Source organism: Ideonella sp. A 288, from assembly GCF_002198735.1.
Taxonomy (GTDB): domain Bacteria; phylum Pseudomonadota; class Gammaproteobacteria; order Burkholderiales; family Burkholderiaceae_C; genus Pseudaquabacterium.
In genome coordinates this window covers 1-13057 of record NZ_MWLO01000035.1, presented here as the reverse complement: position 1 = coordinate 13057, position 13057 = coordinate 1, and the positions used below count along the sequence as shown (strand labels likewise).

At 67.5% G+C, this 13057-nt stretch carries 11 protein-coding genes; 10 read left to right on the top strand and 1 reads right to left on the bottom strand.

Annotation, left to right across the window (positions count from 1 at the left end):
* Positions 1-102: 102 nt before the first annotated feature.
* From EOINJALH_RS01770 to EOINJALH_RS01745, 5 genes are all read left to right on the top strand, one after another.
* A complete protein-coding gene (locus EOINJALH_RS01770) occupies positions 103-678 on the top strand; it encodes an HNH endonuclease (protein ID WP_088278594.1) in 576 nt (191 codons plus the stop codon).
* A 630-nt stretch (positions 679-1308) separates the two neighbouring features.
* A complete protein-coding gene (locus tag EOINJALH_RS01760) occupies positions 1309-2442 on the top strand; it encodes an SPFH domain-containing protein (RefSeq protein ID WP_404872723.1) in 1134 nt (377 codons plus the stop codon).
* A 53-nt stretch (positions 2443-2495) separates the two neighbouring features.
* Positions 2496-3515 carry a hypothetical protein gene (locus EOINJALH_RS01755; protein ID WP_088278595.1) on the top strand — a complete coding sequence of 340 codons (1020 nt, stop codon included), beginning with the start codon at positions 2496-2498 and terminating at the stop codon, positions 3513-3515.
* 28 nt (positions 3516-3543) lie between these two features.
* Positions 3544-4764 carry an RtcB family protein gene (locus EOINJALH_RS01750; RefSeq protein WP_088278592.1) on the top strand — a complete coding sequence of 407 codons (1221 nt, stop codon included), beginning with the start codon at positions 3544-3546 and terminating at the stop codon, positions 4762-4764.
* 759 nt (positions 4765-5523) lie between these two features.
* The gene (locus EOINJALH_RS01745) at positions 5524-7086 is read left to right on the top strand and encodes a cytochrome-c peroxidase (protein WP_199873120.1); all 1563 of its coding nucleotides are present in this window, start codon (positions 5524-5526) and stop codon (positions 7084-7086) included.
* A 15-nt stretch (positions 7087-7101) separates the two neighbouring features.
* Here the strand turns inward: EOINJALH_RS01745 and EOINJALH_RS01740 are convergent, their stop codons facing one another.
* Positions 7102-7674: a YceI family protein gene (locus tag EOINJALH_RS01740; RefSeq protein ID WP_088278590.1), complete on the bottom strand. Its 573-nt coding sequence runs from the start codon at positions 7672-7674 to the stop codon at positions 7102-7104.
* A 535-nt stretch (positions 7675-8209) separates the two neighbouring features.
* On the opposite strand from EOINJALH_RS01740, the gene EOINJALH_RS01735 reads away from it, so the two are divergent.
* From EOINJALH_RS01735 to EOINJALH_RS01715, 5 genes are all read left to right on the top strand, one after another.
* Positions 8210-8803 carry a TetR/AcrR family transcriptional regulator gene (locus EOINJALH_RS01735; protein WP_088278589.1) on the top strand — a complete coding sequence of 198 codons (594 nt, stop codon included), beginning with the start codon at positions 8210-8212 and terminating at the stop codon, positions 8801-8803.
* Between the two features lie 80 nt (positions 8804-8883).
* Positions 8884-9585, top strand: a complete 702-nt coding sequence (locus EOINJALH_RS01730; RefSeq protein WP_088278588.1) for an SDR family oxidoreductase — start codon at positions 8884-8886, stop codon at positions 9583-9585.
* 28 nt (positions 9586-9613) lie between these two features.
* Positions 9614-10990, top strand: a complete 1377-nt coding sequence (locus EOINJALH_RS01725) for an MFS transporter (protein ID WP_088278587.1) — start codon at positions 9614-9616, stop codon at positions 10988-10990.
* A gap of 53 nt (positions 10991-11043) precedes the next feature.
* Positions 11044-11607 carry a PaaI family thioesterase gene (locus tag EOINJALH_RS01720; RefSeq protein ID WP_088278586.1) on the top strand — a complete coding sequence of 188 codons (564 nt, stop codon included), beginning with the start codon at positions 11044-11046 and terminating at the stop codon, positions 11605-11607.
* A gap of 66 nt (positions 11608-11673) precedes the next feature.
* Positions 11674-12480: an oxidoreductase gene (locus EOINJALH_RS01715; protein WP_088278585.1), complete on the top strand. Its 807-nt coding sequence runs from the start codon at positions 11674-11676 to the stop codon at positions 12478-12480.
* Positions 12481-13057: the final 577 nt, after the last annotated feature.

The window sequence follows — 13057 nt, the reverse complement described above, 5'->3', positions numbered from 1 at the left end:
CCCAACCCCAACAGACACCCCATCACATGGGCCAATGTTCGTGAAGCGGCAGTACGCTCACGTCACGCAGCATGGACATGCGGACGCCAAAGGAGGACGCCCATGCATCACCCCCATCACAGCCACGTGCTGCAACTCGACATCCAGGGCACGCCGCAGGCGTGGATCTCGCTCGAGCACGCGGCGCTGCACGTGGCCACGGGCTCGGTGGCCTGGGTGGACGGCGACGGACCGCTGGCCACGCTGCGCGGCGGCTACAACGTGGCGCGGGGCCGGCAGTCGGTCATCGACATCCACCCGATCATGGCGCTCGCCGGTGCGCCCAGGCTCAACCTGTTCGACGTGGTGCCGGCGTTCACCAAGGCCAAGCTGTTCCGGCGCGACCGCATGACCTGCGCCTACTGCGGCCAGCGGTTCGCCGAGCGCGACCTGTCGTGCGAGCACATCGTGCCGCAGTCGAGGGGCGGCCGCTGGACCTGGATGAACCTGGTCACGGCCTGCGGCCCGTGCAACGGCCGCAAGGCCGACCGCACGCCAGAGAAAGCGGGCATGCCGCTGCTGTACCTGCCGCATGTGCCGAGCCGCTTCGAGAGCTTTCTGCTCGAGGGCCGGCACATCCGCGCCGACGTGCACGAGTGGCTGGCCGCGCGCCTGCCGAAAGGATCGCGCCTGAGCTGATGCAGGCCGCCCCCAAGATGGGGCGGCCCAGCACCAGCGCTCGGGCGCCCAAGCATCTGCCATGAAAGGCGAGCGCTCATGAGGAAACGCACGGCCGTTCCGAAGTTTCCTCACCCCCTCGGGGGGCGGCGGCGGGCCTTTGCCGCCGCCTGGGGGCGCTCACAGCTCAGGGGTTCGTGAACCCCGCCGGTGGGCGGCACCCGGGCGCAAGCCCGTCGGGGCCGTCCATGCCGCGTCGCTGGACATGGCGGAGTCCCCGGCCATCGATGGATCGCACCGCAAGGTGCCAGGTTCGATTCCTGGATGGCCACCGCTGGAGAGCTCAGTCGGGAAGAGCAACGACCTGAAAAGTCGTCTGTTGCGGGTTCGACTCCCGCTCCAAGCCACCAGAACCGGTCGAAAGACCACTGCCGAACGTGCACCGAGGGCGCAAGCCCGACCGTGCATCAGCGGCGGCCGCCCGTGCGACGGGCACGCGGGGCTTCGCAGCCACGGCCAGCCGAGATCGCCTTCATGAGGCGGTCGACGCGCACCGTGGCGTCCGGGCCTTGGCATCCGTCGTCCGCGGCCGTTGCTGTAACGGCACCCCAATTCGATGAACACATCAACCCCAAGGAGAACACCATGAAGATGCCCCGGCGTGTCATTGTGAAAAAGAACGAGCGCGGCCTGCTGCTGCGCAATGGCGACTTCGAGCGCGTGCTGCAACCCGGCACGCACTGGCTGTACTCGCCGATCGACGCCCTGCGCGTGGAGGTCTTCCCGATGGAACAGGCCGCGTTCACCCACGGCCTGGCCGACTACCTGATGGCCAGGGAGCCGCAGGTGGTGGCGGCCGAGTTCGTGCGCGTGGAACTGGGCGAGCACCAGGTGGGCCTGCGCACCGAGAACGGCGTGCTGGTCGAGGTGCTGGCGCCGGGCACCCGGCGCCTGTACTGGAAGGGGCTGGTTGACGTGCGGCTCGAGGTGATCGACATCACCGCGTCGGCCGACGTGCCGGCCGCGGTGCTGGCACGCCTGGCGCAGACTGACCTGCGCCAGCGCCCGGTGTCGGGCCTGGCCGGCGTGCTGCAGGTGCAGGTGCCCGACCACGGCGCCGGCATCCTGTCGATCGACGGCAAGGTGGACCGCCTGCTGGCGCCGGGCGCGCACGCGTTCTGGAAGTTCAACCGCGAGGTGGCGGTGGAGGCGGTGGACCTGCGGCTGCAGGTGCTGGACGTCACCGGCCAGGAGATCCTGACCCGTGACAAGGTGGCGCTGCGCTTGAACCTGTCGGCCACCTGGCGCTTCACCGATCCGCAGTTGGCCCACAAGACACTCGCCAAGCCCGCAGACCACCTGTACCGCGAGCTGCAGTTCGGCCTGCGGGCCGCGGTGGGCACGCGCACGCTCGACGAGTTGCTGGAGAACAAGACGGTCATCGACGAGGTCGTGAGCGCCCAGGTCACCACCAGGCTGGCGGACAGCGGCCTGCAGCTGGACGGCGTGGGCGTGAAGGACATCGTGCTGCCGGGCGAGATGAAGACCATCCTCGCCCAGGTGGTGGAGGCCGGCAAGGCTGCCGAGGCCAACGTGATCCGGCGCCGTGAAGAGACGGCGGCCACGCGCTCGCTGCTGAACACCGCCAAGGTGATGGAGGGCAACCCCGTCGCCCTGCGCATGAAGGAGCTCGAGACGCTGGAACGCGTGGCCGAGCGCATCGACAAGATCTCCGTGTTCGGAGGTCTGGACCAGGTGCTCAACGGGCTGGTGAAGCTGCGTTGAGCGCCGACCCTGCCTGCGCCATGGCGCGGGCAGGGCACCCCAAGGCGTACCACATGAAGAACGAACTGATTCCCGAGCTCGACATCAAGGTCAAGCAACCGCCCGTGCTCTTCACGAAGACTCAGGCCCTCGTCGCCCGGCTAGCGCAGCGGCTAGGCGGCCCGCTCGTCGCCTACTGGAACGGCACGCGCGGTTCGGTGTGTCACACCGACGTGGTCGCGCTTTACCACGTCCTCGAGCGGCTGGGCCAGCACGAGGTGATCTACCTGTTCCTGAAGTCGGATGGCGGCAGCGGCCAGGTGTCGCTGCGCCTGGTGAACTTGCTGCGCCAGCATTGCCGTCGCCTCGTGGCGCTGGTGCCACTGGAGTGCGCCTCGGCCGCCACGATGATCGCGCTCGGCGCGGACGGCGTGCAGATGGGCCCGACGGCCTACCTGACCGCGGTCGACACGTCGCTGAATCATGCGCTCTCGCCGGTTGACCGTGACAATGATCGAGTCAGCGTCAGCCTGAACGAACTGCAGCGGGTGATCCGCCTGTGGCGCGAACAGCAAGGCGAGGTGCCGGAGAACGCCTACAAGGCGCTCTTCCAGTACGTTCATCCGCTCGTCATCGGTGCGGTCGACCGTGCGGAATCGCTGTCGATCATGCTGTGCCGCGAGCTGCTGGCCTATCACATCGCCGACGCGTCGAAGGCCGAGGCCATTGCCACCGCGCTGAACAGCAAGTATCCGTCGCACGGCTACCCGATCCTGCTGGACGAGGCGGTGAAGATCGGTCTGCGGGCCGAGCGCATGGCCGCCGACGTGAACGCCTTGCTGCTGCAGCTCAACGCCTGCTACAGCGAGATGGGCCAGAAGGCGACCACCGATTTCAGCGAGGTTCGGGCGCACAGCAACGAGATTGCCAACATCTGGGAGTCGTCCGGCGCCCAGGTGTACTACCAACAGGACAAGGACTGGTTCTATCGTGCCGAGGAGCGGCGCTGGATCACCATGAACGACAACAGCGGCTGGCGCCGCATCGAACGTCAGGGCACGCGCATCAAGCGCGGTGCGCTGCATGTGGCGTGAGCGCGCCTCCCGTACAAGGAGAAATCGAATGGAACAACCCAACTACCTCGAGGAAGACGTCCCTGGCGGCGTGCCGCTGAAGATGTGGACGCGTGGCGTGCCGGTGGAAGACGAGGCCAAGCGCCAGCTGACCAACGCCGCGCGCCTGCCCATCGTCTTCAGGCACATCGCGGCCATGCCCGATGTGCACTTCGGCATCGGCGCCACCGTAGGCTCGGTGATACCGACCATCAAGGCCATCATCCCGGCCGCGGTGGGCGTGGACATCGGCTGCGGCATGATCGCCTGCAAGACCACGCTGACGGCCGAAGACCTGCCCGACAACCTGGGCCCGCTGCGTTCGGCCATCGAGCGCGCGGTGCCGCACGGCCGCCGGCCCGGCAGCCGCGACCCCGGCGCCTGGCAGAAGCCGCCCGGCGCCGTCAACACCGCGTGGGCGCAGCTGGAGCCGGAGTTCACCGAACTCTGCCGCGACTACCCCAAGCTGGAGAAGACCAACCACCTCCAGCACCTCGGCACGCTGGGCACGGGCAACCACTTCATCGAGGTCTGCCTGGACGAGGCTGGCCATGTGTGGTTCATGCTGCACTCGGGTTCTCGCGGCGTGGGCAATTTCATCGGCACGATGTTCATCGAACTGGCCAGGCAGGACGCGATGCGCCAGCAGGCCAACCTGCCCGACCGCGACCTGGCCTACTTCGAGGAAGGCAGCCGCTACTTCGGCGACTACGTGCGCGCCGTGGGCTGGGCGCAGCAGTTCGCCGCCATCAACCGCGAGGTGATGATGGCGCGCGTGATCGACGCCGCGAAGACGGTGATCCGCAGGAACTTCCAAAGCCACATCGAGGCGGTGAACTGCCACCACAACTACGTGAGCCGCGAGCAGCACTTCGGCGAAGACGTGTACGTCACCCGCAAGGGCGCGGTCAGCGCGAAGGCCGGTGAGCTGGGCATCATCCCTGGCAGCATGGGCGCGCGCAGCTACATCGTGCGCGGCAAGGGCCACCCCGAGTCGTTCGAGTCGTGCTCGCACGGCGCGGGCCGCGTGATGAGCCGTGGCGAAGCCAAGCGCCGCTTCACGCTGGCCGACCACCGCGCCGCCACCGAAGGCGTGGAATGCCGCAAGGACAAGGACGTGATCGACGAGACGCCCGCCGCCTACAAGGACATCGACGCGGTGATGGACGCCCAGCGTGACCTGGTGGACGTGGTGCACACGCTCAAGCAGGTGGTGTGTGTGAAGGGCTGACCGGCGGATGCCCGAGGCGCGTTCGGCCTGGGCAGGGCGCCCGTGGTTGCTGGGGGTGTTGGATTGAGGGGCGGCCGGTCTTTGCGGCTTGTCGTCTGCGACCCGCGAACCCAGGTCTCGGCGGCAATGCGGTCACTGAGCCCCAGCCAAAGACGCTGCCCGCCCAATGCTGACCTGGTCCAAACGAGATTCGATGCCCGATGGGCACGACGGACATGTTCCGATCAGGCTGACCGACGCTGAGGCCGCCGACCTCGTTGGCCTTCAGCACCAGCGTGGAGGGCACTGGACAGGCGAGAGGTTTCAGAACTCCCTTTGATATCGCGCATTGCAGGAGGTGGAGGCCTGAGCGATTGGCACGTTCCCATTGAAACCGGCGCCGAGACTGCGGCCCGGAAACCGACTGGCGTCGTGTACGCCGTGAGAGCCGCGTCGGCGTTGGCCGACATCATGCCCAGGGCGCCGAGGACGAACGATCCGGTTCGGCGATGTGTCAGCGAGGTCACATGCTAGCCTATTTCGGAGATGCAGCGGCGGAGACAGCCATGCCACCTTGAGTCACGGTGTCCTTGACCGAGCGGGCCTGGCGCGCGAGGCCCGTTGCGAATGCGGTACTAACCGCAGAGTTACGGAGGTGAAGACCGATGACTCGCCCCTCGAGTTCGAGGGGGCATGCCTGCGTTGCGGCTGTCTGTATTTTTTCGAATCTGGCTCGCTCTGTGGTAAGTGGCGTTGGGTCCACGCTTGAAGGAAACTGGCATGTCCACGACATTCAACCGTACCCGCGAGGCGCTGAAACCCCCGAGACTTGTCGTCGCAGCGCTGACGCTGCTGATGGCCTCGGCCAGTCCCGCACTCCATGCGGCGGAGGCCCCGGGCCGGCCGGAGCACAAGGAGCACACGGGGGAACTCGATAGACGCCTCGAGATCGCTCTGCGCAAGGCGGGGTTCACCGGCAAGATCGAAGCGTCGCTGGAGGCTCGACTCGGCCGACCCATCGACAGCCGCCTCGCGGATCTCGGCCGCAAGCTCTTCTTCGATCCGCTGGGCGGCCTGCACAACGACAACACGTGCGCCGGGTGTCACGCCCCGAGTGCCGGCTTCGGCGATACGCAGTCCATCGCCATCGGAATTCAGAGCAACCGCGTCGTGGGGCCCGGGCGCGCGGGCCCCCGCAACCAGCGGCGCACGCCCACGGTGGTGAACACCGCGTTCTATCCGGCCCTGATGTGGAACGGCCGCTTCTCGGCCCCCACAGGCAATCCGTTCGACAACGCCATGGGCTTCACATTTCCGGCGCCCGAAGGCACAACCAAGTTCCCGCCCAACGACCCCGTGGTGCGGCACCTGCTGATCGCCCAGGCCCACATCCCGCCCACCGAACTGAACGAGGCTGCGGGTTTCACGGGCACCAAAGGCACACTCGGTCCCCGTTTCGACATCTTCGATGATGGTCTCGGTGGCGTGGTCCCCATGCCGGACGCGTCGGGCTTCCGCAATGACCCGATACGTGCTGCCGTGGCGCAGCGGTTGAACGGCACACCAGCCTATGTGCGCTTGTTCAGCGACGTGTTCCCGGTGGTTCGGGGCGGCGAGCCGATCACACCGCTCATGTTCGCGCAGGCCATCGCCGAGTTCGAGTTCACGCTGGTTCGTGCCAACGCACCGATCGATCGGTTCGCGCGCGGGCAGCGCGGCGCCATGGGTGCCTCGGAGAAGCGAGGCGCGCTGCTGTTCTTCGGCAAGGCCAACTGCGTGGCCTGCCACGCGGTGGCTGGGGCGTCGAACGAGATGTTCAGCGACTTCAAGAATCGCACGGTCGGTGTACCGCAGATCGCGCCTTTCTTCGGCCCGGGCAAGGGCAACACCATCTTCGACGGCGTGGGCGAGGACGAGGATTTCGGCCTCGAGCAGGTCACCGGCCACGCAGGCGACCGGTACAAGTTCCGAACCTCACCGCTTCGAAACGTGATCCTGCAGCCGACGTTCTTTCACAACGGCGCGTTCACACGACTTGACGACGCGATACGCCACCACCTGGACGTGTTGGATTCAACGCGCAACTACAGCGCCCGCAAGGCGGGCGTGGCCAGGGATCTCAGATCCCGGCAGGGACCCACGGCACCGGTGTTGCAGGCGCTGGACCCGCTGCTGGCTGTCCCCGTGCGCTTGGACGACGGTGAACTCGACGATCTCACCCGGTTCGTCGGGCTCAGCCTGCTCGACCCACGGGCCCGCCCGCAAGCCCTCTGCAGGTTGGTGCCCGAAACCCTGCCCAGCGGTCTGGCGCCACTCGACTTCCAAGGCTGCGGCAGGCATTGACACCTCCTGCGGTCCTCAGGGCTGTGCGATGGCTTCGACCTGGATGCGCAGGTCGACGTTCATCTTGAAGCCATAGTCCTTGCCGGCGTCCAGGCCGAAGTCGTCGCGGTTGAAGCTGCCGCTGGCGTCGGCGCCGCAGTAGTCGCGCTTGAGCATCGGGTGCGGGATGCACTTCAGCGAGTGGACCACCAGCGTCAGCGGGCGCGTCACGCCGCGCAGCGTCAGCTCACCCACCAGTTGCGTCGGCACGCCATTGACCGGCGACTGCAGGCTGCCCTTGAAGACCGCGCGAGGAAACTTCTTCACGTTGAAGAAATCCTTGCCGCGTGCCCAGGTGGCCAGCGCATCCATGCCGAAGTCGATGCTGGCCAGCTCGGTCGCGATCTCGACGGTGCCGGTGCCGGCGGTCTTGTCGTACAGCACCTTGCCGCTGCTCTTGTTGAGCTTGCCGCGCCACACCGAGATGCCCATGTGGTCGGCCTCGAAGCTGGGGAAGGTGTGGGTCGGGTCGATGGTGTAGGCGGTGGGGGCGGCGCCGGCGGCCGATGCCGCCAGCAGCAGCGCCGTTGCGGTCAGGCAGGTTGTCATGCGGTTCTCCAGGTGGGCGAGGGCAAGCTACTGGCCGGCAGCGGAATCTCGCACCGTCCACACCGCAGACGCAAGGGCTGGTTTCCGAGTGATCGCGACGGACAGTTGTCGGTTCGCCCTCGCCGATCGTCGAGATCATCGAGCGCCCGCCGGTCTGGCAACAGATCCGCCCACCCATGGCAGCGGCCCCCACGGCAGAGCCACGGCTCACGGCGCCCGCTCGGGCCGGGGGACACGATGCAGCGCCGGCAGTGGCATCGGCGCCAGGAGTGGCATCCTCAATGCGGATGAGGTTTGCGCCTCGTCATGACGGATTCAGCCCGTCAGAGAGCGAATCGGGCAGAAAACTTGCACGCAGAGGCGATGGGCCGCGACTGCGCTGGCGCGCCGTGCTGCAACCGGTAGGCAGCGCGGCGTCGGGCGACACGCGCCCGGCGCGAATCGCCAGGCCGGCACAAGGCGCTGCTTCATTCGCACCTGCCGACCGTAGGTCAGCGGCCGCGTGGACTTGACGTGAGAATATGATGATCGTAATATGACGACCATCATGTCAGCCGCTTCCACCCGCAAGGAACTGAGCCACGAGCTCATCGTCGACGTGGCGGCGCGGGCGATCCGGCGCGCGGGTTACCGTGGTGTGGGTGTGGCCGACATCATGAAGGAGGCGGGCCTGACGCACGGCGGCTTCTACGCGCACTTTGCCTCTCGCGACGCCCTGCTCGTCGAGGCCATGCAGCGTGCCAGCCGCGACAACCGGGCCGCACTGTCGGCGGCGATGGAGCGCCGAATGGCGAAGGGAAGCACGCGCTTCGCCGCACTTGTCTGGGCCTACCTCCACGACTCGAATCTCGATCGGCCTGAACAAGGGTGCGTCGTCGCCGCACTTGCTTCGGAAATGACGCGCCAAGACGATGCCGTGCGGGAAGAGGCGCGTCGCCGAGTCGCTGATCTGGTCGCACTCGTGGGTACGGCACTGCCGGCGGGCACCGAACCCGGCCAGGCTGCCGTCGTCACCGCCACGATGGTCGGGGCGCTGCAATTGGCACGCACACTCGACGGCAAGGCGGGTCGTGCCTTGCTGGCACAGACCCGCGAAGCGCTGATTCAGCGTCACGACGCCCCGTCCTGAGCCAGGTTCCACGGCGCAGATGCGCTGCCCCCTGGCAGCTTGCCCGCAAATATGACGTTCATCATACAGAAAACCACGCCATGAAGATCGCCGATTCGACCGTCTTGATCACCGGCGCCAACCGAGGCATTGGCCTCGCGTTCGCCCAGGCCTTCCTCGCCCGCGGCGCGCGCAAGGTCTACGCCGCGGCGCGCGACCCGTCGCGTGTGACCCTGTCGGGCGTGACGCCGGTGCGGCTGGACGTCACTTCGCCCGCGGATGTCGAGACCGCCGCGCATCTGGCCTGCGACGCGAGCATCGTCGTCAACAACGCCGGCATCGCCAGCTTCGGCAGCTTTCTGGCCGACGACGCGGAAGCCCTGCTGCGCCGGCACCTGGACACCAACGTGCTGGGCGTGCTGCGCGTGAGCCGCGCCTTTGCGCCCGTGCTGGCTCGCAACGGCGGTGGCGCATTGCTCAACGTCGCCTCGGTGGCGAGCTGGATCACCAACCCGCTGCTGGCCAACTATGCCGTCTCGAAGGCTGCGGTCTGGAGCCTGAGCAACGGCCTGCGCAACGACCTGCGGGCGCAGAACACGCAGGTGCTCACGTTGCACATGGGCTTCGTGGACACCGAGCTCACGCGCGGCATCGACATGCCGAAGGCGACACCCGAGGCGATCGTCCAGCTGGCCCTGGACGGGCTGGAAGCCGGCGCCCAGGAGGTGCTGGCCGACGAGATGACACGCCAGGTCAAGCACGGGCTGTCCGCGGCCCCGGTGGTCGACCAGGCGGCGCGCTGACGTGGTCAGTCCAGCCGCCCCTGCAGCCATGCCGTCCGAAACGCCTGCCGCGGCCGCATCGCCCTGGCCGGCGTTCTGGATCGCCAGCAGCGCCGTCTTCCTCGTGTCGCTGGACTCGACGATGCTGTTCGCGGCCTTCGATGCGTTGCGCCACAGCTTTGCCGCCAGCTCGGCTGCCACGCTGTCGTGGGTGCTCAATGCCTACACCGTGGTCTATGCCGCGATGCTGATCCCGGCCGGCGGCCTGGCCGACACCCATGGGCGCAAGCGCGTCTTCAGGCTCGGATTGGCCGTGTTCATCGCCGCATCGGCGGCCTGCGGGTCCGCGCCTGCGGTGGAGTGGCTGGTCGCGGCCCGCGTGCTGCAGGCCGTGGGCGCGGCCCTGCTGACGCCGGCCTCGATGTCGATCGTGCTGGCGGCCTTTCCGGCCGAGCGCAGGGCTGCCGTGGTCAGCCTGTGGGGAGCCGTGGGCGGGTTGGCCGCGGCCGTAGGCCCCAGCCTGGGAAGCTGGGTCACCGCCCACGCCGGCTGGCCGTGGGCCTTCTACATCAACATCCCCGTGGGCCTTTGGGCGCTGTGGCGCAGCAGCTCGCGAGTCGAAGAGGCGGTCAAGCCGGTGCAGCGTCGGCGCATCGACGTCGTCGGCCTCCTGCTGCTGATGGCCGCCGTGGGGGCCATGGCATTGGCGATCGTCGAGAGCGGATCCCCGGCATGGCGCGCGGGCCAGATCGCCGCGGTGGCGGCCGGCGGCGTCTTCGCCGGCGTCGCCTTCGTGCTGTGGGCGCGCTTCCACCCGGCGCCGCTGCTGGACCTGTCACTGTTCGCCAACGTCACCTACCGCTATGCCAACGCCGCGACGCTGGCCTTCGGCATCGCGTTCTCGATGATGTTCCTGGGCTTCTTCTTCTTCATGACGGGCGTCTGGCACTACACCTTGCCCCAGGCCGGCCTGGCCGTGACGCCCGGCCCGCTGATGGTGATGCCGACGGCCATCGTCACCGGGCGACTGGCCGGGCGCCTGGGTCACCGCCCGTTCCTCGTCGGCGGCTCGCTGCTCTATGCGTGCAGCGGTCTGTGGATGCTTCTGGTGCCGGGTACGCAGCCCGAGTACCTGCGCCACTGGTTGCCCGGGCTGCTGATGAGCGGCGTGGCGGTCGGACTGGTGCTGCCTTCGCTGGCCGGCGCGGCCGTGAGCCGCCTGCCGGCTGCGCACTACGCGGTCGGTGCGGCTTTCAATCAGGCCACGCGCCAGATCGGCAGCGTGCTGGGGGTCGCGATCACCGTCGGCCTTCTCGGCCACGCGGGCTTGGTCCGGCCGGACTTCAACCCGCTGTACGGCCTGCATGCGGCGCTGGCCCTGCTCACCGCGCTGCTGTGCTTGCCGGTGAACACGCGGCCGCGCTGAGCGCCGAACAGCGCCGGGCCACTGGGCACACCCAACTCGAACTGGAAATTGCCATGGACAACAACGAGGTTCTCGAACAATGGACGTCGCAGGAGCAGGCGGTTCGCGCCAGGCTGCGGCCGGCCGACGCACCGCGCCCCACACTTCGGACGAGCGGACTGTCCGGCATGGAAATCCTCGACGCCATCTTCGCGGGGGACCTTCCTCCACCGCCCATGGGCGATACGCTGGACTTCGTGCCGATCCGCATGGCGCCAGGACAGGCGGTATTCCAGGGGCGCCCGCTGCGGCGGCACTACAACCCGCTTGGAACCGTTCACGGTGGCTGGTTTGCGGCGCTGCTGGATTCTGCGGTGGGCTGCGCCATCCACACGACCCTGCCCGCCGGTCGGGGCTACACCACCCTGGAACTCAAGATCAACCTGGTTCGTGCGCTGAACGACGCGGTCCCTCTGGTGCGCGCTGAAGGCAAGGTCATCCACGTCGGGCGCCAGACCGGTACGGCAGAAGGCCGCATCGTGGGGCCGGACGGCAAGCTCTATGCGCACGCGACCACGACCTGCCTGATCTTCGACCATCCATCGGCCGCAGGTCGTGGCGCCGCCAGCCCTGCATGACAACGGAATTCGCAGGTCGTATCGCCAACGCGCATTCATCCACCCCGGTATGGAATCGGAACCCCCATGTCCAACTCCAAAGTCGTGTTCGTCACAGGCGTCTCCTCCGGCATTGGCCGTGTCGCCGCCGAGCAGTTCACCCGGCGGGGCTGCACCGTCTTCGGCTCGGTGCGCGATCTGCGCAAGACCCAGCCCATCCCCGGCGTCGAACTGGTCGAGATGGATGTGCGCGACGAAAGCTCGGTTCAACGCGCGGTGCAATCCATCATCGGCAAGGCCAAGCGCATCGATGTCCTGGTCAACAACGCCGGCGGCACGATGCTGGGTGCCGTCGAAGAAACCTCTGTCGCCGAAGCGCAGACCTTGTTCGACACCAACGTGTTCGGGGCGCTGCGCACGAGCCAGGCGGTGCTGCCTCACATGCGTGAACAGCGCGCGGGCCACATCGTCAACGTTAGCTCGGTGCTGGGGTTCCTGCCGGCGCCTTACATGGGCCTGTACTCGGCGTCCAAGCATGCGCTCGAAGGCATGTCCGAGACGCTGGACCACGAGGTGCGCCACTTCGGCATCCGCGTCGTGCTGGTCGAGCCCTCTTACACGAAGACCAATCTGGACCTGAACGCGCCGGAAGTTGCGAGCAAGATCTCGGCGTACGACCAGGACCGGGACCTCGCGTCCCGGGCCATCGTGAAGAGCGTGCAAAAGGCCCCTGGGCCGGAAGCCGTGGCTGCGACCATCGTGGAAGCCGCCTTCGAACGCTGGCAGATGCGCCGGACGCCGAAGGGCGAGGCGTCGCTGCTCAGCAAGCTGCGCCGCTTCATGCCGGCAGGCCCTGTGGATGCCAGCCTGCGCAAGACCTTCGGTCTATCTTGATCGAGCCTCAGCCCCGATTGCCGCAGTCGCAGGAGGTCGCGACGAGCGGCACCAGGCCGATGCTGTCGTTGGCGGTCGAACACACGAGAGCGACGTTCCTGTGCGACACCCGGATATTCACCGGGTTCTGCATTCGAAGGTGCGGATGTGGCCAGTACGGTATGGCATGGCTCATTGAACGCCCGCTATTCGACGGTCGAGCCGAGGTCAGGTTGTGGCCGATAGCGTGAACAGGATTCGGCGACACTGACCCGACGCGCGATGCGCGAGCTCTCGGTAGCAGCGGTGGATCGGCTGAAGGAATCGAAGCCGAAGCCCACCTACTTCGTCAGTCAGCTGGCCGGCCTGAGGCGCCTGAGGCTTTCCATGCCCAGTACCCCGACGCCACGGTCTGCGCGGCGGCCATCGACCGGCAACTCACTGACCACGGCTGCATCGTGCAGGTCCTGGCGCCATGCCGGCGAGGGCTTGTTCGGAATGGTTCAGCTCCGGCGCATGCATCAGGGCTGTGCGATGGCTTCGACCTGGATGCGCAGGTCGACGTTCATCTTGAAGCCATAGTCCTTGCCGGCGTCCA

What these genes read in the sequence shown, in the direction of transcription:
- EOINJALH_RS01740 (WP_088278590.1), bottom strand. Translation starts at nt 7,674, where the DNA reads ATGACAACCTGCCTGACCGCAACGGCGCTGCTGCTGGCGGCATCGGCC.
- EOINJALH_RS01745 (WP_199873120.1), top strand. Translation starts at nt 5,524, where the DNA reads ATGTCCACGACATTCAACCGTACCCGCGAGGCGCTGAAACCCCCGAGA.
- EOINJALH_RS01755 (WP_088278595.1), top strand. Translation starts at nt 2,496, where the DNA reads ATGAAGAACGAACTGATTCCCGAGCTCGACATCAAGGTCAAGCAACCG.
- EOINJALH_RS01770 (WP_088278594.1), top strand. Translation starts at nt 103, where the DNA reads ATGCATCACCCCCATCACAGCCACGTGCTGCAACTCGACATCCAGGGC.
- EOINJALH_RS01715 (WP_088278585.1), top strand. Translation starts at nt 11,674, where the DNA reads ATGTCCAACTCCAAAGTCGTGTTCGTCACAGGCGTCTCCTCCGGCATT.
- EOINJALH_RS01730 (WP_088278588.1), top strand. Translation starts at nt 8,884, where the DNA reads ATGAAGATCGCCGATTCGACCGTCTTGATCACCGGCGCCAACCGAGGC.
- EOINJALH_RS01720 (WP_088278586.1), top strand. Translation starts at nt 11,044, where the DNA reads ATGGACAACAACGAGGTTCTCGAACAATGGACGTCGCAGGAGCAGGCG.
- EOINJALH_RS01725 (WP_088278587.1), top strand. Translation starts at nt 9,614, where the DNA reads ATGCCGTCCGAAACGCCTGCCGCGGCCGCATCGCCCTGGCCGGCGTTC.
- EOINJALH_RS01750 (WP_088278592.1), top strand. Translation starts at nt 3,544, where the DNA reads ATGGAACAACCCAACTACCTCGAGGAAGACGTCCCTGGCGGCGTGCCG.
- EOINJALH_RS01760 (WP_404872723.1), top strand. Translation starts at nt 1,309, where the DNA reads ATGCCCCGGCGTGTCATTGTGAAAAAGAACGAGCGCGGCCTGCTGCTG.
- EOINJALH_RS01735 (WP_088278589.1), top strand. Translation starts at nt 8,210, where the DNA reads ATGACGACCATCATGTCAGCCGCTTCCACCCGCAAGGAACTGAGCCAC.